This window comes from Pseudomonas sp. Colony2 (genome assembly GCF_019382755.1).
Lineage (GTDB): Bacteria > Pseudomonadota > Gammaproteobacteria > Pseudomonadales > Pseudomonadaceae > Aquipseudomonas.
Map to the genome: position 1 here is coordinate 6,788,205 of NZ_CP080030.1, position 19,436 is coordinate 6,807,640.

Genomic DNA, 19,436 nt, shown 5'->3' on the forward strand with positions numbered 1-19,436 from the left:
AGTCATGGCGCATCGGACCATGCCGGTGCGCGATTAAGCCTGCGTTACAGCAAAAAATTCAGCCCTACGCAAAACAGCAGCCCGGCGAACAGCCGCTTGAGCAAGCGCGGCGACAACCGGTGCGCCAGGCGCGCGCCGAAACGGGCCGCCACCATGCTGGTCAGGGCGATGCCCAGCAGCGCCGGCAAGTACACAAAGCCGAGACTATGATCGGGCAGCAGCGGATCATGCCAGCCCAGAATCATGAAACTTAACGCACTGGCCAGGGCGATCGGCAAGCCGCAGGCCGACGAAGTGGCCACTGCCTGCTGCATCGGCACGCTGCGCCAGGTCAGGAACGGCACGGTCAACGAACCGCCGCCGGTGCCGAAAATTGCCGACGACCAGCCGATCACGCCACCCGCCAGGGTCAGGCCAAGCTTGCCCGGCACCTGGCGGCTGGCCTTGGGCTTGAGCTCCAGAGTCATCTGCACGGCGATCACCAGGGCGAACACACCGATGATCTTCTGTAGATGCGGCCCGGAGATCGCCTCGGCGGTCAGCGCGCCAACGCCCGCGCCCAGCAGGATACCCACGGCCATCCATACGAAGATCGGCCAGCGCACGGCGCCGCGCCGATGATGCTCACGCACCGCATTCACCGACGTGAAGATAATAGACGCCAGGGACGTGCCGACAGCGAGGTGGGTCAGCACCGCGGGATCGAAGCCCTGCAAGGTGAAGCTGAACACCAGCACCGGCACAATAATGATGCCGCCGCCCACGCCGAACAGCCCGGCGAGCATGCCCGCGCAGGATCCCAGCAGCAAATACAGCAGAAATTCCATGGGAGCCCCCGAAAACAGACCGGCATGTTAACGGATGCAAAGCACAGGGTTCTATGGGTAGAGTGGGCAAAACACAAAGGGATCGCCTTATGTGCCTGATTGTTTTCGCCTGGCGGCCGGGCCACGCCCAGCCGCTGATCGTCGCGGCCAACCGTGATGAATTTTATGCCCGGCCCAGTTTGCCGTTGGCCCAGTGGCTGGATGCGCCCCATGTTTACGCGGGCAGGGACCAGGAAGCGGGCGGGACCTGGCTGGGAGTTGGCGCAGACGGGCGCTTTGCGGCGCTGACCAATATCCGTGACCCGCACCAGCCGCCGGCGCGCAAGTCGCGGGGTGAGTTGGTGGCGCGCTTTCTCAGCGGTTCGCTGTCGATTGACGACTATTTGGCCGACGTTAATGGCAGATCGATTGAATATGCCGGGTTTAACCTGCTGGTCGGGACGCGGGACGAGCTTTGGCATTACAACGCCAAGGAATCTGCGCCGACACCATTGGTGGCGGGGGTTTATGGGTTATCCAATGCAGGGCTGGATACGCCGTGGCCGAAGTTGTTGAAGGCCAAGGCGGCGCTGACAGAAGTGCTGGACGATCCGCAGCCTGAAGCCTTGCTGGGGATTTTGAGCGACCCGCAGACCGCGCCGTTTGCTGACTTGCCGGACACCGGCGTGGGCTTGGCGACGGAGAGTTTGCTGTCGAGTGTGTTTATTGCCAGCCCCAGTTATGGGACGCGGGCGAGCACGGCGCTGATTGTGAATGCCGACGGTACGCGGCATATCGTGGAGCGCAGTTTTGGGCCGTATGGTGGGCAGTTGGGTGAAGTTGAACTCAAAATCTGAACCTCACGCAAATCAAATGTGGGAGCGGGCTTGCTCGCGAAGGCGGCGTGTCAGCCAATACATAAGCTGACTGATGCACCGCTTTCGCGAGCAAGCCCGCTCCCACATTTCGATTGGGCACAGGCTCTGAAATCCGGTTAGAGGCTCTTTGCAGACGCCGGGTTGATCATCCGCGCCAACCCAAGGTTCTTCAGCGCCAATTGCAGCGAGCTGTGGATAACTTGCGGGTTGTCGATAGTCATCAACTCCGCCAGCAGCTCCTTGGCCCGGCTCAGGTTGATCTGGCGCAGCATCCATTTCACCTTCGGCAAGTTGGTGGCGTTCATCGACAGGCTGTCAAAGCCCATCGCCATCAACAGTACGGCCGCCGCCGGGTCACCGGCCATCTCGCCGCAGATACTCACCTGCTTGCCTTCGGCATGGGCATCGCGCACCACGTTCTGCAAGGCTTGCAGCACCGCCGGGTGCAGGTAGTCGTAGAGGTCGGCCACCCGCGGGTTGTTGCGGTCCACGGCCAGCAGGTACTGGGTCAGGTCGTTGGAGCCCACCGACAGGAAGTCCACCTGCCGCGCCAGCTCTTTAGCCTGGTACACCGCCGCCGGAATCTCGATCATCACGCCAATCGGCGGCATCGGCACGTCGGCGCCTTCGTCGCGCACTTCGCCCCAGGCCCGGTGGATCAGGTGCAGGGCTTCCTCCAGCTCGTGGGTGCCGGAGATCATCGGAAGCAGGATGCGCAGGTTGTTCAGGCCTTCGCTGGCCTTGAGCATCGCGCGGGTCTGGACGAGGAAGATTTCAGGATGGTCGAGGGTAACGCGAATACCGCGCCAGCCAAGGAAGGGGTTGTCTTCCTTGATGGGGAAATACGACAGTGACTTGTCGCCGCCAATGTCAAGGCTGCGCATGGTCACCGGTAACGGATGGAAGGCGGACAGTTGCTCGCGATAAATCGCCAGCTGCTCCTTCTCACTCGGAAAACGCTGGTTGATCATGAACGGCACTTCGGTGCGATACAGGCCCACCCCTTCGGCGCCGCGCTGTTGTGCACGTGCCACGTCCGCCAGCAGGCCGGTGTTGACCAGCAGCGGTACGCGGTGGCCGTCGAGGGTCACGCACGGCAGTTCCCGCAGGGCGTCGAGGCCCTGGGACAGCTGGCGTTCTTCTTCCACCACTTCGGCGTATTGCTTGCGCAGCACTTCGCTGGGGTTGGTGTAGACCTCGCCGTGGTAGCCGTCGACGATCATTTCGATGCCGTCGACCTTGGAATACGGCAGGTCCACCAGACCCATCACCGTCGGAATGCCCATGGCCCGAGCCAGGATCGCGACGTGGGAGTTGCCCGAACCCAGTACCGAGACCAGGCCCACCAATTTGCCTTCCGGCACTTCGCCGAGCATGGTGGCGGTGAGTTCTTCACTGATCAGGATGGTGTTGTCGGGGTACACCAGGGTGGTCGAGCGTTCTTCCTGCAGGTAGGCCAGCAGACGGCGACCGAGGTCCTTCACGTCCGAGGCGCGCTCGCGCAGGTAGGCGTCGTCCATCAATTCAAAACGGTTGACGTGATCGGTGACCACCTGGCGCAGCGCGCCCTGGGCCCACTGGCCGGTCTTGATCACGTCCTTGACTTCGCTGCCCAGGGACGCGTCGTCGAGCATCATCAGGTACACGTCGAACAACGCCCGCTCTTCAGGCCGCAGCTGGGTGGCCAGCTTGGTCGAGAGGGTGCGCATGTCATTGCGTACGCCTTCGAGGGCGGTCTTGAACAGGATGATTTCAGCGTCGATGTCGGTGACGGTCTTGTCCGGCACCACGTCCAGGTCGGCGGGCGGCAGCATGACCACGGCGGTACCGACAGCAGCACCCGGCGAACCCGGCACGCCGACGAACTTGGCTTCCTGGATGCCCTTGCCCTGGCGCCCCAGGCCGCGAATCGAACCGGTGGCCTCGGCGTGGGCGATAACCCCGGCGAGCTGCGCGCTCATGGTCACAAGGAAGGCTTCTTCACCTTCGTCGAACTGGCGGCGTTCTTTCTGCTGGATGACCAACACGCCGACAACGCGGCGGTGGTGAATGATCGGCGCACCGAGGAACGAGGCGTAGCGCTCTTCACCGGTTTCGGCAAAGTAGCGATAACGCGGGTGATCGGCCGCGTTTTCGAGGTTCAGGGGTTCTTCACGCGTCCCCACCAGGCCCACCAGACCTTCATTGGGCGCCATGCTGACCTTGCCGATGGAGCGCTTGTTCAAGCCCTCGGTGGCCATCAGGACAAAACGGTTGGTCTCGGGGTCCAGCAGGTAAACCGAGCAGACCTGGCTGCCCATGGCTTCCTTGACGCGCAACACAATAATCCCCAACGCCGCCTTGAGATCCTTGGCGGAGTTAACTTCCTGGACGATCTTGCGCAGCGTATTGAGCATGGCTCGGGGTCGAACTCCGTCGTCAGTCGCGCGCTAAAAGGCGCGGGGCAAGCTCTTTAAGAGCGCGACGATAAACCTCGCGCTTGAATGTCACCACCTGGCCCAACGGATACCAATAACTGACCCAGCGCCAGCCATCGAACTCCGGTTTACCGGTCAAATCCATCCGCACCCGCTGCTCGTTGGAGATCAGGCGCAGGAGAAACCATTTCTGTTTCTGGCCGATGCACAGCGGTTGGCTGTGGGTACGCACCAGACGTTGCGGCAAACGATAGCGCAACCAGCCTCGGGTGCAGGCCAGAATTTGCACATCTTCACGTTCAAGGCCTACTTCTTCGTTCAACTCACGGTACAAGGCGTCTTCAGGGGTTTCGTCGGGGTTGATTCCGCCTTGAGGAAACTGCCAGGCATCTTGGTTGATACGGCGAGCCCATAGCACCTGTCCGGCATCATTCGTAAGAATAATCCCGACATTAGGACGGAAACCATCGGGGTCGATCACGGCAACAACCTCGCAAACGCATGTCACCGCATTGTTCCACAAAGATTGATACAGCGGCAACGAGGCTGCTTACCTTATGTGCACTCTTGTGAAAAGACCGTATTCTGGACGCCTTTTTACAGACTTTTCAGCGAGTAACTGCAATGCGCCTGGCTTTATTCGACTTGGACAACACGCTTTTGGGGGGTGACAGCGATCACGCCTGGGGCGATTACCTCTGTGAACGCGGGATTCTCGACGCGGTGGCCTACAAGGCCCGCAACGACGAGTTCTACCAGGACTACCTGGCCGGCAAGCTGGATAACGCCGAGTACCTGAACTTCTGCCTGGAAATCCTCGGCCGCACCGAGATGGCCCAGCTGGATGAATGGCACCGCGACTACATGCGCGACTGCATCGAGCCGATCATGCTGCCCAAGGCAGTTGAGTTGCTGGCCAAGCACCGGGCGGCGGGCGACAAGCTGGTGATCATCACCGCGACCAACCGTTTTGTGACCGCGCCGATTGCCGAGCGACTGGGGGTTGAAACCCTGATTGCGACGGAATGCGAGATGCAGGATGGCCGTTACACCGGGCGCAGTACGGATATCCCGTGCTTTCGCGAAGGCAAGGTGACGCGCTTGAATCGCTGGCTGGAAGAGACCGGGTTTAGCCTGGAGGACAGTTACTTCTATAGCGATTCGATGAATGACCTGCCGCTGCTGGAGCAGGTGACGCATGCAGTGGCAGTGGATCCGGATCCGAATCTGCGGGCTGAGGCTGAGAAGCGTGGTTGGCCGGTGATTAGCCTGCGCGGCTGATAAAGCTTTCGCGAGCAAGCCCGCTCCCACATTTGCTCGAGTTCCACCTTTGGAATGCAGTCAAATGTGGGAGCGGGCTTGCTCGCGAATGGAGGCAACTCGGTCTCAAGCCTTAAACCGGCTTGGCCCCCATCAACCCGGCAATCGCCACAAACCCCACCAGGCTCACCACCGCCAGCGCCACAGTAAAGTTCAAACTCCCCGCCCCGCCCAGCCGCAGCCGATTAAGCCGCACCACCAGCCAGAACCAGCTCAGCGCCGCCACGGTGTAGATCACGCTGGAACCCAGGATCCAGGTTTGCCCCAGCGGCCAGCCGATCAGGTGCGCCAGCCACCAGCCGGTGAACGGCATGCTCACCACGCAAATGCCCATCAACAACCACACAAACACCCACGGCCGCTGCACGGTATGGGCCGGCCCCGCGCTGCGTTTGCGCCAGGCCAGCACTGCCAGGGCGAGGCCGCTGAGCAGCAGCAACACCGTGGCCGCGATGTGGATAACTTTAAGGGTGGTTAGCGTTTCCATGTTCTCGATTCCTTGAAGGCCGCCCAGTCAGCGTAGTCGCTCAACCGAGGAACAGCTGGTAGGCCGGGTTATCACTTTCATCCCAGTACGGGTAGCCAATGGCCTCCAGCGCCGCCGGCACCAGGTGACGCTCGTCCGCCGGTACTTGCAGGCCCGCCACCACGCGCCCATCGGCGGCGCCGTGGTTGCGATAGTGGAACATCGAGATGTTCCAGCGCCCGCCCAATTTGTTAAGGAAGTTGAACAGTGCCCCCGGACGTTCCGGGAATTCGAAGCGGAACACCACCTCGTCGCTGACGTGCGCCGCATGGCCGCCGACCATATGGCGGATGTGCAGCTTGGCCAGTTCGTTTTCCGTCAGGTCCAGCACCGGGAAACCCTGGCTGGTGAGGCTGGCGATCAGCGCGCTGCGCGGGTCGTTTTCCGGGTGGGTCTGCACGCCGACAAAGATGTGCGCCTCGCGGCCTGAGTGGTAGCGGTAGTTGAATTCGGTAATCTGGCGCTTGCCCACGGCTTCGCAAAAGGCCTTGAAGCTGCCCGGTTTCTCGGGGATGGTCACGGCAATGATGGCTTCGCGGCCTTCCCCCAGCTCGGCGCGCTCGGCCACATGGCGCAGGCGGTCGAAGTTGACGTTGGCCCCGGAATCGATGGCCACCAGGGTTTGCCCGGTGATGCCACGGGTCTCGACGTATTTCTTGATACCCGCCACGCCCAGGGCGCCAGCCGGCTCCGTGATGGAGCGGGTGTCGTCGTAGATGTCCTTGATCGCCGCGCAGATTTCATCGGTGCTGACGGTAATCACTTCATCCACGTAATCCTTGCAGATGTCGAAGGTGTGCTGGCCGATCTGTGCCACCGCCACGCCGTCGGCGAAGATGCCCACGGTCGGCAGTACCACGCGCTCGCCCGCCGCCATGGCGGCTTGCAGGCAGTTGGAGTCGTCCGGCTCGACGCCGATGATCTTGATCTCGGGCCGCAGGTATTTCACGTAGGCCGCGATACCGGCAATCAGGCCGCCGCCGCCCACCGGGACGAAAATCGCGTCCAGCGGCCCCGGGTGCTGGCGCAGGATCTCCATCGCCACGGTGCCCTGCCCGGCAATGGTGTGCGGATCATCGTAGGGGTGAATGTAGACGTAGCCTTTTTCGTCGACCAGCTTCAGCGAATACGCCAGGGCTTCCGGGAAAGAATCCCCGTGCAGCACCACTTTGCCGCCACGGGAACGCACGCCTTCGACCTTGATCTCGGGGGTGGTCTTGGGCATCACGATGGTGGCCTTGACCCCCAGCACCTTGGCCGCCAGGGCCAGGCCCTGGGCATGGTTGCCCGCCGAGGCGGTGACCACGCCGCGCGCCCGTTCTTCGGCGCTCAGTTGGGTCAGCTTGTTGTAGGCACCGCGAATCTTGAACGAGAACACCGGCTGCAAGTCTTCGCGCTTGAGCCAGACCTTGTTGCCCAGCCGCTCGGAGAGCTGGCGGGCGGTCTGCAGCGGGGTTTCTACGGCAACGTCGTAAACGCGCGAGGTGAGGATCTTTTTGACGTACTGTTCAAGCATCGGAAAGCATCACTGGGCGGGTTGGGCAGGGCCAAGGAGTCTAACCCAGCGTTTGGCCGGGCGACCACACGAAAACCGAGGTTTTGTTGGGTTATACTCGCGCCCCTCTTTACTCCCCGCCCGTTCCGGAGCCCGCATGACCCAGGATCAACTCAAACAGGCAGTGGCCCAGGCCGCCGTCGATTTAATCCTTCCTAAACTCGACGATAAAAGCATCGTCGGTGTCGGCACCGGTTCCACCGCCAATTGCTTTATCGATGCGCTGGCCCTGCACAAGGGCGCGTTCGACGGCGCGGTTGCCAGCTCCGAAGCCACCGCTGCGCGGCTCAAGGGCCACGGTATTCCGGTGTACGAGCTGAACACCGTCAGCGACCTGGAGTTCTACGTCGACGGCGCCGATGAAAGCGACGCACATCTGAACCTGATCAAGGGTGGCGGCGCAGCCCTGACCCGCGAGAAGATCGTCGCGGCCGTGGCCAAGACCTTCATCTGCATCGCCGACGCCAGCAAACTGGTGCCGGTACTCGGCGCGTTCCCGCTGCCGGTGGAAGTGATCCCGATGGCCCGCAGCCACGTGGCCCGCGAACTGGTGAAACTGGGCGGCGACCCGGTGTACCGCGAAGGTGTGCTGACCGACAACGGCAACATCATCATCGACGTGTTCAACATGCAGATCACCAACCCTGTGGAACTGGAGCGCCAGATCAACGCGATCGTCGGCGTCGTCACCAACGGTTTGTTTGCGGCCCGTCCGGCTGACGTACTGCTGCTGGGCACCCCGGAAGGCGTAAAAACGCTTAAGGCGTAATGCAAAACCCGTGTGGGAGCGGGCTTGCTCGCGAATGCGCAGTGTCAGTCACTGAATATGGCGCCTGATACACCGCATTCGCGAGCAAGCCCGCTCCCACATTTGTTCTGCACATGACTCAAGACTTGGTTTTTTTGAATACATAGAAAAGATTGGGCTCACTGACCATGTACAACGTGCCGTCGTTGTCCATGGCGATCCCCTCGGCCTGAGGCACGCGCTGCTTCAGGCCATGGCGCCCCTTGAGCAGCGACAGGCTGCTCAGGGGGCGACCGTCGATATCCAGTTCCAGCACCAAAAATGACTCATCCGACAGCGCCAGCAGATGACCGCTACGCTCGTCGTATTGCAGGCTCGACAGGTCGCGCACAAACAACCCGGCATCGCGCTTGGGGTTGTTGATCACGTGCACCGAGTAGGTTTTTTCCGGTTTGAAATGCGGAAAGCCGTGGACCTCGTAGATCAGCATCGGGTCGCGTTCCTTGGCCACAAACAGGCGCTTGCCCACCGAGTCATAGGCCAGGCCTTCGAAGCCCTTGTTGCCGCCCAGGTGCACGCCGAGGGTCATTTGCTCGGCGTCGGCGGCATCGAGGAATTGGGTGTCGTCATCCACGTGGACCTTGATCAGCCGCTGCTGGCGTTCGTCGCTGATCACGTAGGTGTTGTCGCTGATGTACTCCACGGCCTCGGCATCGCCAAACCCCACCAGCGCAATGCGCCGCAGGATTTTGCCGTCCAGGGACAGTTCGACCAGCTCAGCGTTCTTGTTGGTCACGGTAAACAGGCTGTTGCGCACCGGATCAAAGGTCAGTGCCGAGACATCATCGTTGAGGCCGTCGATCACCTGCGCCTCCAGGGCCACCCGGTAATCCCCAAGGCCAATGGAGTGCTCCCCGGCGGGATTGCGCCAGGATTGCCAGTTGAACCAGGCACGCTCAAACAGGCGCAATTGCTGGGCAACCACACCGCACGCCACCAGGGCGATCAGGATCAGGATAAAAAAAGCAGGTTTGGGGCGGGCAAGTCGACGCATCGGGCGGGGCTCAGAGTAAAAACTGGCGAATGAATATCACGGTCGCCTGAATTTAAACTTAAACGCCCCGGGTGTCTGGCGGATGCCGCAGATAGAGAGAATTCTGACGTAATCGAACTACTGCGCCTGCTTCTCGAAGCGATAGAACAGGTTCGGCTCGCTGACCATGTACAGCGTGCCGTTCTCATCCATCGTCACGCCTTCGGCACGCGGGATGGTCTTTTTCAAGCCATTGAAGCCACCCAGCAAGGTCATGAAGCTGACCTGCTCGCCCTTCTCGTCCAGTTCCAGCAACAGATGGGAGTCCGCCGACAGCGCCAGCAGGTGGCCGGTACGTGGGTCGACGGTCAGCGCCGACAGGTTACGCATGTCCAGTTCAGTGCTGGCGAGCTTTTGCTTGGCGCCGGAGAGGGTCTGGCTGCCGTCGCTTTTCCAGGTGAACAGGGCCGGTGGGCGTTCTTCGCCGAGGATCAGCTGTTGGTTGCGCTTGTCCCAGGTCACCGCCTCAAAGGCTTTGTTCTGGTCCTTGGACGGGCCCAGGTCATAGGACGGGAAGTCGGCTTTGTTCAACTGCTGGGTCTGCGGGTCGACCTTGACGATGGTCAGGCTGTGCTGGCGCTCATCGACCACGGCCATCAGGCCGTTTTCCATCATGGTCACGCCTTCCGGGTTGTTCCAGCCGTTGAGCGGCATCTTGCGCAGCACGTCGCCTTGCAGGGTCAGTTCAACCAGGAACGGGTTCTTGCCCATCACCGAGAACAGGGTCTTGGTCAGCGGGTTGTAGGTGAGGTCCGAGGCTTCGTCCTTCTCCATGCCAGGCAGCAGCTTGGCGTCGATCACCGCGTGGTAGTCCGGGAGCCAGACGCTTTCCAGGCGCTCGGCCGGGGTTTCGAAGCCCTCCGCCACCCACAGCACGCCACGGTCGTCCCAATGCATCGCCCAGGCCACGCCGTAAATGATCGCGCCGGCGAGGAACAGCCAGGAATACCAGCGCATGGCAAGGCGTGAACGAAACGTGGGTTTTACGGATGGGAGAGGCACGGCCATTACGCTTTCCAGAAAGTCAGCTTTAGGGGATAGCACAGGATCAAAAGGTCCGCGCGCAGGAGGCTGAGGATTATCCGGATGGGGTGTGAAAAAAATGCAAAAACACGATTGGGTGGCAGTACACAGATCAAATGTGGGAGCGGGCTTGCTCGCGAATGCGGAGTATCAGTCACTGAATCTGTCACTGATACACCGCTTTCGCGAGCAAGCCCGCTCCCACATTTTTGACCGCGTTTCGCCAGGTATTCAGCGAACGCTGCTTTCGAAGCGGCTCACACCCGGCAATTCCAGCACCAGCTCGTCACCCACATTCAGCGGGCCCACGCCTGCCGGCGTACCGGTGAGGATCACATCCCCGGCCTGCAACGAGAAGCAGCCGGCCATGTACTGGATCATCGGGATGATCGGGTTGAGCATGATCGCGCTGTTGCCGTCCTGGCGCACTTCGCCGTTGATGGTCAGGCGGATGCCGATATCCGTCACATCCGGGAAAGTGCTGCCGACCACGAACGGGGCAATCACCGCCGCACCGTCAAACGACTTGGCGATTTCCCACGGCAGGCCCTTGGCTTTCAGCTCGGCCTGTTTGTCCCGCAGGGTCAGGTCCAGGGCCGGGGCGAAGCCGGAGATGGCGTCCAGCACTTCCTCGCGGCTCGGTTTGGCCGACAACGGCTTGCCGATCAACACCGCGATTTCCGCTTCGTAATGCACCGAACCGCGCTCGGTAGGGATGGCAAAACCGCCTTCCAGTGCCACTACGCAACTGCCGGGCTTGATAAACAGCAGCGGCTCGGTCGGTACCGGGTTATCCAGTTCCTTGGCGTGTTCGGCGTAGTTACGCCCGATGCACACCACCTTCCCCAGGGGAAAGTGAATATTGGTGCCGTCGACATACTTGTGCTGGTAGCTCATGGACCGACTCCTTCAGGGACTGTTAAACAGCGAAAATCTTGCCCGGGTTCATGATCCCGTTCGGGTCGAACACCGCTTTCACTGCCTTCATGTATTCAATTTCAACCGGCGAGCGGCTGTAGGTCAGGTAATCGCGCTTGGTCATGCCCACGCCGTGTTCGGCGGAGATCGAGCCGTTATATTTCTGTACGGTCTCGAACACCCACTTGTTGACGGTGGCGCACTTGGCGAAGAACTCGTCCTTGCTCAGGTTTTCCGGCTTGAGGATGTTCAGGTGCAGGTTGCCGTCGCCGATGTGGCCGAACCAGACGATTTCGAAGTCCGGGTAGTGTTCGCCGACAATCGCGTCGATTTCCTTCAGGAAGGCTGGCACTTTCGACACAGTCACCGAAATGTCGTTCTTGTACGGCGTCCAGTGGGAGATGGTCTCGGAGATGTACTCGCGCAGCTTCCACAGGTTGTGCAGTTGGGTTTCGCTCTGGCTCATCACGCCGTCCAGCACCCAGCCCTGCTCGACGCAGTGTTCGAACGTGGCCAGGGCATCGTTGGCCACTTCTTCGGTGGTCGCTTCAAATTCCAGCAGCGCGTAGAACGGGCAGTCGGATTCGAACGGCGCCGGCACGTCGCCACGACCGAGGACTTTGGCCAGGGCCTTGTCGGAAAAGAATTCGAAGGCGGTCAGGTCCAGCTTGCTCTGGAAGGCGTGCAGCACCGGCATGATCGAGTCGAAGTCGGTGGTGCCGAGCACCATCGCGGTAAGGTTTTTCGGCGCACGGTCCAGGCGCATGGTCGCTTCGACCACAAAGCCCAGGGTGCCTTCAGCGCCGATGAACAGCTGGCGCATGTCGTAGCCGGTGGCGTTCTTGATCAGGTCTTTGTTCAACTCCAGCAGGTCGCCCTTGCCGGTGACGACTTTCATACCGGCCACCCAGTTACGGGTCATGCCGTAGCGAATGACCTTGATCCCGCCGGCATTGGTGCCGATATTGCCGCCAATCTGGCTGGAACCCGACGAGGCGAAATCCACCGGGTAGTACAGGCCTTTTTCTTCGGCGACGTTCTGCAATTGCTTGGTGACCACACCCGGCTGGCACACGGCGGTGCGGTCGGTGAGGTTCACGTCGAGAATCTGGTTCATATAGTCGAACGACACAACCACTTCGCCATTCGCAGCGACGGCAGCGGCCGACAGGCCGGTACGACCACCGGACGGCACCAGCGCGACCTTGTGCTCATTGGCCCAACGGACGATGGCCTGCACCTGCTCGGTGGTCTTCGGGAAGACGATGGCCACCGGGGCCGGCGCAAAATGCTTGGTCCAGTCCTTGCCATAAGCCTCAAGGGAGTCAGCATCGGTCAGGACCTTGCCAGGCTCAACCAGGGTCTTCAGCTCATCAATCAGGGCAGGATGGGTCATCGACAGAACTCTCGAACAATTCATGGTCATCCTGAGAACGCTTCACGTCGCAGGAATGGGTGTTTAGCGGGGCACGTATGCTAGCATACCGCCCCCGCAGGATAGTGCCCAAGGGCGTTCTGCGGTGACGGCTTTCCTGCCGTCCGGGTCAGCTTACGTGATCCGATTCCCTGCCATTTTTCTCCGGGATACAGGTTTACGCAGATGAGCAAGACTTCTCTCGATAAGAGCAAGATCAAGTTCCTTCTTCTGGAAGGCGTCCACCCATCGGCCGTCGAAGTCCTGAAGGCCGCCGGGTACACCAGCATTGAGTACATCACCAGTTCTCTGCCGGAAGCCCAGCTCAAGGAAAAGATCGCCGACGCGCACTTTATCGGCATTCGCTCCCGCACTCAGCTGACCGAAGAGATCTTCGATCACGCCAAGAAGTTGGTAGCTGTCGGCTGTTTCTGCATCGGCACCAACCAGGTCGACCTCAACGCAGCGCGCGAGCGCGGCATCGCGGTGTTCAACGCACCGTACTCCAACACCCGCTCCGTTGCTGAGCTGGTATTGGCCGAGGCGATCCTGTTGCTGCGCGGTATTCCCGAGAAGAACGCTTCCTGCCACCGTGGCGGCTGGATCAAGAGCGCAGCCAACTCCTTCGAAATCCGCGGCAAGAAGCTGGGTATCGTCGGTTACGGCTCGATCGGCACGCAGTTGTCGGTACTGGCCGAAGGCCTGGGCATGCAGGTGTTCTTCTACGACACCCTGACCAAGCTGCCATTGGGTAACGCCACTCAGGTGTCGAGCCTGACCGAGCTGCTGGGCATGTCCGACATCGTGACCCTGCACGTACCGGAAACCGCTGAGACCCAGTGGATGATCGGCGAGAAGGAAATCCGCGCCATCAAGAAGGGCGGGATCCTGATCAACGCTGCACGCGGCACCGTGGTCGAGCTGGACGCCCTGGCCGACGCGATCAAGGACAAGCACCTGATCGGCGCCGCCATCGACGTGTTCCCGGTAGAGCCGCGCTCTAACGACGACATCTTCGAAAGCCCGCTGCGTGGCCTGGACAACGTGATCCTGACCCCGCACATCGGCGGTTCCACCGCTGAAGCCCAAGCCAACATCGGCCTGGAAGTGTCGGAGAAACTGGTCAAGTACAGCGACAACGGTACGTCGGTGTCCTCGGTCAACTTCCCGGAAGTGGCTCTGCCGGCTCACCCTGGCAAGCACCGTCTGCTGCACATCCACCAGAACATCCCTGGCGTGATGATGGAGATCAACAAGGTCTTCGCGGAAAACGGCATCAACATTTCCGGTCAGTTCCTGCAGACCAACGAGAAAGTCGGCTACGTGGTTATCGACGTAGACGCCGAGTATTCGGACCTGGCGCAAGAGAAGCTGCAGCACATCAACGGCACTATCCGTAGCCGCGTGTTGTTCTAATCGCTAAACGCGCATAAAAAAGGGAGACCCTCGGGTCTCCCTTTTTTTGTCTGAACAAATCTTACTTGACGTTAACCGTGATGACTTTCGAGGCTACAGTCGGGTTGAACTGCATGTGCAGTTTGTCGCCGGCTACCAGTTGCAGCGTGTGCTTGCCTGGGGTGAGGGTCAGCTCGGTTTCGGTCTGTGCCTTGCCGTAGTGGATCACGGTATCGGTGGCCGGGATCGGCACGCTGGCATCCGGCAATTCTTTCTGGTCGATCAGCAGGTGGTGGTGGCCGGTGCCCGGGTCCTGGCTAGTGGCCGGGGCCAGTTTCAGTCCTTCCATGCCGAATTTCACGGTGAAGGTTTTATCGACGGTGGCGCCATCTTTGGGCGACACGATGAACACTTTGGCACCTTCTGGTGGAGCGCTGCGCGGGATGCCATCAGCAGCGGTCGCCAGCATCGAAGCGCCCAGCAATAGGCTGGCCAGGGTTGCACGGGTCAAAAAGGCTTTCATTCACTTCTCCAGTTTTTCCGGGAAATCTGTAGGGTTATGACAACTTCGCGACAAATTGCTGTCCAAGGCATTCAACACCATAGCAAAGCGAGCCTGAACAACGCTTCGCTCATTCGAATTCTTTAGGAGCGACCATGCGTTTCCTGCCTGGCCTGTTACTTTTACTGCCCCTTGCAAGTCCCTTGGCCCATGCCGAACTGATCGACGATGTATTTGACCGCGGGGAACTGCGCATCGCAATGGAAGCCAACACCCCGCCCTTCAACTTCAAGGAAGGCGACAAACTCACCGGTTTTGAAGTGGAGCTGGGTGAGTTGCTGGCCAAGGAAATGGACGTACGCCCCTCCTTTATCACTGTCGATGCCGCCGAGTTGCTGCCCGGCGTGGAAAGCGCCAAGTACGACGTGGCCATCAACCATATCGCTATGACTCCTGAACTGGCGGATCGTTTCGACTTCAGCGAGCCCTACAGCTACTCCAGCGCACAGCTGATCGTGCGCAAGCAGGAACAGCGCCCGTTGGGCAGCTTTGCGGCGCTCAAGGGCAAGGCGTTGGGCGTGGCCCAGGGCAGCCAGTTTGTGGAGCAGGCGCGAACCGCCGAGGGCGTTGATTTGCGCAGCTATGCCGATGCCAGGCAGCCGATCAAGGACGTTGCCGATCAACAGATCGATGCCGCCATCAGTGATCGGCTGCTGATTCCCTACGCGATTCGCGACAGCCAGCTGCCAGTGAAGGAAGGCGCAGACGTCGGCCCGACGCTGAGCCTGGCGATTCCGTTCCAGAAGGGTAACCCGGCGTTCAAGGCCAGCCTGGACAAGGCCCTGCAACGAGTGAAGGCCGATGGCCGGCTGGCGGCGCTGTCGGAGAAGTGGTTCGGGATGGATGCGAGCAAGCCGGTGAAAAAGGCCGAATAAACGACTCGGTCAATGTGGGAGCGGGCTTGCTCGCGAATGCGGTGGCTCGGCTTGAGCATCGGGTGACTGACACTGCGCTTTCGCGAGCAAGCCCGCTCCCACATGTTGATCTATGTCGGGCTTGAGCATTTTGCCAGGGCCACTGCCGCTTCAGGCAACTCCAGCTCACTGAACACCAGTACCCCATGGCGCTTGAGCAACGCCGCCGTCACGCCTTCGCCGGTGACCTTTACGCCGGTGAAGGTACCGTCATAGGTCAGCAGATTGCCGCACGACGGGCTGTTGGCCTTGAGTACGGCGACGCGGATATTGTGACGCTGTACCAGCGCCAATGCCTGGCGGGCGCCATCGAGGAAGGCTTCGCTGAAGTCTTCCCCCTGGGCCGTCAGCACCTGGGCGCGGCCTTCCCACACGTCAATCCCCTGCCCGCCCGGGATTTCGGCAGACGGCCGTGGCGTCGGCAAGCCACCCGCCACTTCCGGGCACACGGCAACCACCCGGCCTTCGGCCTGCCACGCGGCCAGTTGGTCGAAAGGCCCGCTGGCCCCTCCGTCGTAGCGTACCCGGTGCCCCAGCAGGCAGCGGCTGACCAGAATCTTTTGCATCATCAAAACGGCTCGTTGCCCCGCCGGCGAAACCAGCCGGTGAGGGACAGGCGTTCGCGGGTGGCGGGCATGACTTCATGGGGGATTTCCCCCGACAGGAATACCACCAGGCAACCGCCGGTGGGCACCACATCGTATTCGACGTCGCCCTTGAGGTACATGCGCAACTGGCCGCCATGTTCCGGCAGCCAGGCGTTGTTCAAGTAGATCACCGCCGACACCATGCGCCGGTCGTCATCGCGAAAACGGTCCACATGCTTGAGGTAAAACGCCCCCGGCGGGTACATCGCGAAGTGGCTTTCGAAGTCTTCCAGGCCCAGGAACAGGCCACGGTTCATCGCCACCCGCAGGCTGTCCATCAGCTCCAGGTAGTTATCGCAGGCCACCACCTCGCCCGGCTCCAGCCACTGGATATGGTCACCCCGGATGCCCTCGCGAATCTCCTGGGAAGGCCCCCGTCCGACCGCCGCGGGCGCCAATTCACCTTCGGCGGCGCGTTTTTGGCACTCAGCCGCCAGTTCGAGGGTCAGAGCCTCGGGCAGGAAGATATTCTGCTGCGACCAGCCTTGTGCGGCCAGGTCATCGACAATGCGTAACAGCAGCGGGTGATCGGAGGGTATGGGCATGGCGCGCATAGTATCCATACGCCTGTGAATCCGACAGAGCCGCCGAGCGTCTGAATACACTTTAGTCAGGTGACCGATAGGATTTCTCGACAAATCCTACGCCCGACACGGACAATAGTGGCCGACTGACAGGAGTCCATATGCGTCGTTTGTTTTTTTCCTTGCTGATGTTCTGCGTTTTGCCCGCCTGGGCAGACAGCCATGACCAGTTGTACAAGGTCGCCGGCTGGGCAGACCAGCGCGCGCATTTTAATGACGCCCTCAGTGCCGCCCAGCAACGCTACCGCAACAGCCTGCCGCCGGCGGTGTATCAGGCGCTGGTGGACAACAGCAATAAACGCTTCGCGCCCCAGTCGGTAGACCAGCGCGCCGAAGCGCAACTGCGCAAGAATTTGGCGGACCCTAAGCCGGCACTGGCCTTCTTCCAGTCGCCGCTGGGCCGCAAGATTGTCGCCGCCGAGTTGCTGGCCACCCGCCGCGATCAACTGGCGAAGAACGCCCAGGGCTTGCCGCACATGGAAGCCGATGCCACCCGCAGCCTGATCATCGGCCACCTGGCCCAGGCCCTGCCTGCGCGGGAAGCCGGGGCTGAAGTCAGCCTGGCGATTGCCGGCGTGGCGGCCGACAGCTTGAGCCAGATGATCCCCGGGCTGTTGGGCGGCGGCCAGGCGCAGGGCATGTTGAACGGCCAGCGTGAGCGCCTGATGCAGCAGATTGGCAATGATCTGAACAACACGCTGTTGTACGTCTACCGGGATTTGTCCGACCCGGAGCTGGAAGAGTTCGCGACGTTCGCGGAGTCGCCGGAGGGCAAGGCGTACTACAAGGCGGCACTGGCGGCGATTCGCGCCGGGCTGGCGGTCGGCCAAAGCACCTCGAGCCTGGCGCAGTAACCCTGTGGGAGCGGGCTTGCTCGCGAAGACGGTGTGCCAGTCACTGGTTATGCTAACTGATCGACCGCCTTCGCGAGCAAGCCCGCTCCCACATTTGGATTGCGTTATTTCAGGTGGTCGGTGAGAAACCCGAAGTATTGCTGCCGAATCTCCGGAATCTCATTCGCCAAGTGATGCCTGCCGCGCGGCAGCATCAACACCTCCGGTTGGTCGAACTTGCTGCGCAGCACCTTCAGGTTGTGCTGCCAGTCCACCGTCATGTCTTCCTCACCCTGCACGATCAACGGCCGCCGCGTGCTGCGTGGCGCCGCTTCAACACGTTTGATCCAGCGCGCCAGGGCGCCCACCCAGGCAGTCGGCAACTGCCGTGGCTGCAACGGGTCGGCCTCCAGGAACGGCTTGAACTGCGGGTCGTTGGTGTTATCGCTGAAGCGCCGGGCAATGCCTTTGACGAAAGGCCTGAGCAGGTAATAGCTGAGCTGCGACCAACCCCAGGCGCGGGGCCGCACCAGCGGTGACAACAGGAACGTCTTGCCCTGGGCCGGGCTGTCGACGCCATGGCTAAGCAGGTGATCCACCACAATCGCGCCGCCGGTGCTTTGCCCGAACAAGTGCCACGGCTGCGGCAATTGCAGCGCCCTGGCCTGTTCAAACAACGCCTGCACCACGTCCTGGTACACCGCAAAGTCATCAATGCTGGCCCGCTCGCCGCTGGACAGGCCATGGCCCGGCAAGTCGCAGGCGATCACCACAAAACCCTGGTCCAGCGCCCAGTCCACGGCATGCCGGTACAGGCCCATATGGTCGTAGAAGCCATGGAACAGGAACATCGTCGCCACCGGCACCGGTGGCCACCACACCTGGCAGACCACGTCGAACCCATCCACCGCAAACCGCCCCAGGCGGCTTGTCGCGGGCACCTTGCGGGCAGCGAGGTCCAGGCCGTAGAAGCGCTGGTAGACCCGGGCCTCGGCTGAAAGCGGCTGCGCGTCCACCAGTGGGCGCAAGCTTTCGCGTAGATGATCAGGGTCAAACGTAACGGGCATAAGAACTTCCAGACTGTGGCTTCAACGCATTGAACAGATGAATATCGAGCCGCGATATTCATCTGTCAGGGCAAGCATGGCAAGCTACGCGTCCTCCGAGGATTGATCCAAATGCGACAGCCCTACCGCACCACCCTCTTCGCCAGCCTGATCGTGATCATTTGCGCCGGGGTGTTGTGGGCGGCGTATGACTGGTTCCAGGGACGCTACCTGCGGGCATTCAGTGAACATACGGCGGTGTTTTCCGGTGACAGCCTGAGCCTGCCGGCCGAGCTTGCCGGCCCGGGCCCGATCCGCCTGGTGCACTTCTGGGACCCCGCCTGCCCGTGCAATGTCGGCAACCAGCAGCACCTTGGCGAGTTGATCGAGCAGTACGCCCCCCAGGGCGTGGAGTTCTATTCCCTGCAGAAAGCCGGCAGCCACGGCCAGTTGCCCGCCACCCTGGGCTCGATGAAGGCCCTCAAGGCCGTGCCCGGTGCCCAGCATCTGCCGGCCAGCCCTGCCGTGGGCATCTGGGACCGCAGCGGCAAGCTGGCGTATTTCGGGCCCTACAGTGAAGGGTTGACGTGTAACTCCAGCAACAGCTTTATCGAGCCCATCCTGCAAGCCCTCGAAGGCGGACGCGAGGTCAATGCGACCCACACCCTGGCGGTCGGCTGTTATTGCGAGTGGAACGGGGAAACGTCTCCACCCTGACTCGGCAAGCTGAACAGACGCTGTTCGTTCGACAAACTCG

The 19,436-nt window shown here is 61.2% G+C and carries 20 protein-coding genes; 7 read left to right on the forward strand and 13 right to left on the reverse strand.

Going from position 1 to position 19,436, the window contains the following annotated elements:
- Window positions 1-44 precede the first annotated feature (44 nt).
- Window positions 45-827 carry a sulfite exporter TauE/SafE family protein gene (locus JV201_RS27845; RefSeq protein WP_003213825.1) on the reverse strand — a complete coding sequence of 261 codons (783 nt, stop codon included), beginning with the start codon at window positions 825-827 and terminating at the stop codon, window positions 45-47.
- Window positions 828-916: 89 nt separating this feature from the next.
- Between JV201_RS27845 and JV201_RS27850 the strand changes: the two genes are divergently transcribed.
- Entirely contained in the window at window positions 917-1,663 is a 747-nt protein-coding gene (locus JV201_RS27850; protein WP_003213826.1) for an NRDE family protein, read from the forward strand.
- Window positions 1,664-1,800: 137 nt separating this feature from the next.
- On the opposite strand, the gene ptsP is transcribed toward JV201_RS27850, so the two are convergent.
- Together ptsP and JV201_RS27860 are read right to left on the reverse strand one after the other, a co-directional pair.
- On the reverse strand, window positions 1,801-4,080 hold the full coding sequence (ptsP, locus tag JV201_RS27855; RefSeq protein WP_003213828.1) for a phosphoenolpyruvate--protein phosphotransferase: 2,280 nt from the start codon (window positions 4,078-4,080) through the stop codon (window positions 1,801-1,803).
- Between the two features lie 22 nt (window positions 4,081-4,102).
- Entirely contained in the window at window positions 4,103-4,582 is a 480-nt protein-coding gene (locus JV201_RS27860) for an RNA pyrophosphohydrolase (RefSeq protein ID WP_003176750.1), read from the reverse strand.
- 143 nt (window positions 4,583-4,725) lie between these two features.
- Between JV201_RS27860 and JV201_RS27865 the strand changes: the two genes are divergently transcribed.
- The gene (locus JV201_RS27865; RefSeq protein WP_177080614.1) at window positions 4,726-5,382 is read left to right on the forward strand and encodes an HAD family phosphatase; all 657 of its coding nucleotides are present in this window, start codon (window positions 4,726-4,728) and stop codon (window positions 5,380-5,382) included.
- 112 nt (window positions 5,383-5,494) lie between these two features.
- On the opposite strand, the gene JV201_RS27870 is transcribed toward JV201_RS27865, so the two are convergent.
- Both JV201_RS27870 and ilvA read right to left on the reverse strand, forming a co-directional pair.
- Window positions 5,495-5,908 carry a DUF2269 family protein gene (locus JV201_RS27870; RefSeq protein ID WP_008438937.1) on the reverse strand — a complete coding sequence of 138 codons (414 nt, stop codon included), beginning with the start codon at window positions 5,906-5,908 and terminating at the stop codon, window positions 5,495-5,497.
- 40 nt (window positions 5,909-5,948) lie between these two features.
- Complete coding sequence (ilvA, locus tag JV201_RS27875) at window positions 5,949-7,463, reverse strand: threonine ammonia-lyase, biosynthetic (RefSeq protein WP_003213834.1); 1,515 nt, start codon at window positions 7,461-7,463, stop codon at window positions 5,949-5,951.
- A gap of 136 nt (window positions 7,464-7,599) precedes the next feature.
- On the opposite strand from ilvA, the gene rpiA reads away from it, so the two are divergent.
- Window positions 7,600-8,271, forward strand: a complete 672-nt coding sequence (gene rpiA, locus JV201_RS27880; protein WP_008438935.1) for a ribose-5-phosphate isomerase RpiA — start codon at window positions 7,600-7,602, stop codon at window positions 8,269-8,271.
- Window positions 8,272-8,389: 118 nt separating this feature from the next.
- Here the strand turns inward: rpiA and JV201_RS27885 are convergent, their stop codons facing one another.
- The 4 genes from JV201_RS27885 to JV201_RS27900 all read right to left on the reverse strand — a co-directional run bounded on the left by JV201_RS27885 (window position 8,390) and on the right by JV201_RS27900 (window position 12,680).
- Window positions 8,390-9,304: an SdiA-regulated domain-containing protein gene (locus tag JV201_RS27885; protein WP_003213837.1), complete on the reverse strand. Its 915-nt coding sequence runs from the start codon at window positions 9,302-9,304 to the stop codon at window positions 8,390-8,392.
- A gap of 117 nt (window positions 9,305-9,421) precedes the next feature.
- On the reverse strand, window positions 9,422-10,351 hold the full coding sequence (locus tag JV201_RS27890; RefSeq protein ID WP_134327490.1) for an SdiA-regulated domain-containing protein: 930 nt from the start codon (window positions 10,349-10,351) through the stop codon (window positions 9,422-9,424).
- Between the two features lie 246 nt (window positions 10,352-10,597).
- Window positions 10,598-11,263, reverse strand: coding sequence for a fumarylacetoacetate hydrolase family protein (locus JV201_RS27895; protein ID WP_003213842.1), 666 nt, complete (start codon window positions 11,261-11,263; stop codon window positions 10,598-10,600).
- 22 nt (window positions 11,264-11,285) lie between these two features.
- Window positions 11,286-12,680, reverse strand: a complete 1,395-nt coding sequence (locus JV201_RS27900) for an FAD-binding oxidoreductase (RefSeq protein ID WP_003213844.1) — start codon at window positions 12,678-12,680, stop codon at window positions 11,286-11,288.
- Between the two features lie 204 nt (window positions 12,681-12,884).
- Between JV201_RS27900 and serA the strand changes: the two genes are divergently transcribed.
- Complete coding sequence (gene serA / locus JV201_RS27905; RefSeq protein WP_003213846.1) at window positions 12,885-14,114, forward strand: phosphoglycerate dehydrogenase; 1,230 nt, start codon at window positions 12,885-12,887, stop codon at window positions 14,112-14,114.
- Window positions 14,115-14,175: 61 nt separating this feature from the next.
- Here serA and JV201_RS27910 read toward each other — a convergent pair whose 3' ends face one another.
- A complete protein-coding gene (locus tag JV201_RS27910; RefSeq protein WP_003213848.1) occupies window positions 14,176-14,616 on the reverse strand; it encodes a DUF4399 domain-containing protein in 441 nt (146 codons plus the stop codon).
- Between the two features lie 134 nt (window positions 14,617-14,750).
- Between JV201_RS27910 and JV201_RS27915 the strand changes: the two genes are divergently transcribed.
- Window positions 14,751-15,530, forward strand: coding sequence for a transporter substrate-binding domain-containing protein (locus JV201_RS27915; protein WP_003213851.1), 780 nt, complete (start codon window positions 14,751-14,753; stop codon window positions 15,528-15,530).
- Window positions 15,531-15,640: 110 nt separating this feature from the next.
- Here the strand turns inward: JV201_RS27915 and JV201_RS27920 are convergent, their stop codons facing one another.
- Window positions 15,641-16,135: a DUF523 domain-containing protein gene (locus JV201_RS27920; RefSeq protein ID WP_043226180.1), complete on the reverse strand. Its 495-nt coding sequence runs from the start codon at window positions 16,133-16,135 to the stop codon at window positions 15,641-15,643.
- A gap of 2 nt (window positions 16,136-16,137) precedes the next feature.
- Window positions 16,138-16,770 (reverse strand): 2OG-Fe(II) oxygenase, encoded by a 633-nt coding sequence (locus JV201_RS27925; RefSeq protein ID WP_003213854.1) that lies wholly within the window; start codon window positions 16,768-16,770, stop codon window positions 16,138-16,140.
- Window positions 16,771-16,901: 131 nt separating this feature from the next.
- Between JV201_RS27925 and JV201_RS27930 the strand changes: the two genes are divergently transcribed.
- Window positions 16,902-17,654, forward strand: a complete 753-nt coding sequence (locus tag JV201_RS27930; RefSeq protein ID WP_008438922.1) for a DUF2059 domain-containing protein — start codon at window positions 16,902-16,904, stop codon at window positions 17,652-17,654.
- A 104-nt stretch (window positions 17,655-17,758) separates the two neighbouring features.
- Here JV201_RS27930 and JV201_RS27935 read toward each other — a convergent pair whose 3' ends face one another.
- Window positions 17,759-18,700 (reverse strand): alpha/beta hydrolase, encoded by a 942-nt coding sequence (locus JV201_RS27935; protein ID WP_008438921.1) that lies wholly within the window; start codon window positions 18,698-18,700, stop codon window positions 17,759-17,761.
- 111 nt (window positions 18,701-18,811) lie between these two features.
- On the opposite strand from JV201_RS27935, the gene JV201_RS27940 reads away from it, so the two are divergent.
- Window positions 18,812-19,396 (forward strand): DUF6436 domain-containing protein, encoded by a 585-nt coding sequence (locus JV201_RS27940; RefSeq protein WP_003213861.1) that lies wholly within the window; start codon window positions 18,812-18,814, stop codon window positions 19,394-19,396.
- Window positions 19,397-19,436 lie beyond the last annotated feature (40 nt).

Coding starts and splice junctions, on each gene's coding strand:
- JV201_RS27885 (WP_003213837.1), bottom strand. CDS start 9,304: ATGCGTCGACTTGCCCGCCCCAAACCTGCTTTTTTTATCCTGATCCTG.
- rpiA (WP_008438935.1), top strand. CDS start 7,600: ATGACCCAGGATCAACTCAAACAGGCAGTGGCCCAGGCCGCCGTCGAT.
- JV201_RS27910 (WP_003213848.1), bottom strand. CDS start 14,616: ATGAAAGCCTTTTTGACCCGTGCAACCCTGGCCAGCCTATTGCTGGGC.
- JV201_RS27920 (WP_043226180.1), bottom strand. CDS start 16,135: ATGCAAAAGATTCTGGTCAGCCGCTGCCTGCTGGGGCACCGGGTACGC.
- JV201_RS27900 (WP_003213844.1), bottom strand. CDS start 12,680: ATGACCCATCCTGCCCTGATTGATGAGCTGAAGACCCTGGTTGAGCCT.
- ilvA (WP_003213834.1), bottom strand. CDS start 7,463: ATGCTTGAACAGTACGTCAAAAAGATCCTCACCTCGCGCGTTTACGAC.
- serA (WP_003213846.1), top strand. CDS start 12,885: ATGAGCAAGACTTCTCTCGATAAGAGCAAGATCAAGTTCCTTCTTCTG.
- JV201_RS27890 (WP_134327490.1), bottom strand. CDS start 10,351: ATGGCCGTGCCTCTCCCATCCGTAAAACCCACGTTTCGTTCACGCCTT.
- JV201_RS27865 (WP_177080614.1), top strand. CDS start 4,726: ATGCGCCTGGCTTTATTCGACTTGGACAACACGCTTTTGGGGGGTGAC.
- JV201_RS27925 (WP_003213854.1), bottom strand. CDS start 16,770: ATGCGCGCCATGCCCATACCCTCCGATCACCCGCTGCTGTTACGCATT.
- JV201_RS27850 (WP_003213826.1), top strand. CDS start 917: ATGTGCCTGATTGTTTTCGCCTGGCGGCCGGGCCACGCCCAGCCGCTG.
- JV201_RS27870 (WP_008438937.1), bottom strand. CDS start 5,908: ATGGAAACGCTAACCACCCTTAAAGTTATCCACATCGCGGCCACGGTG.
- JV201_RS27935 (WP_008438921.1), bottom strand. CDS start 18,700: ATGCCCGTTACGTTTGACCCTGATCATCTACGCGAAAGCTTGCGCCCA.
- JV201_RS27845 (WP_003213825.1), bottom strand. CDS start 827: ATGGAATTTCTGCTGTATTTGCTGCTGGGATCCTGCGCGGGCATGCTC.
- ptsP (WP_003213828.1), bottom strand. CDS start 4,080: ATGCTCAATACGCTGCGCAAGATCGTCCAGGAAGTTAACTCCGCCAAG.
- JV201_RS27930 (WP_008438922.1), top strand. CDS start 16,902: ATGCGTCGTTTGTTTTTTTCCTTGCTGATGTTCTGCGTTTTGCCCGCC.
- JV201_RS27940 (WP_003213861.1), top strand. CDS start 18,812: ATGCGACAGCCCTACCGCACCACCCTCTTCGCCAGCCTGATCGTGATC.
- JV201_RS27915 (WP_003213851.1), top strand. CDS start 14,751: ATGCGTTTCCTGCCTGGCCTGTTACTTTTACTGCCCCTTGCAAGTCCC.
- JV201_RS27895 (WP_003213842.1), bottom strand. CDS start 11,263: ATGAGCTACCAGCACAAGTATGTCGACGGCACCAATATTCACTTTCCC.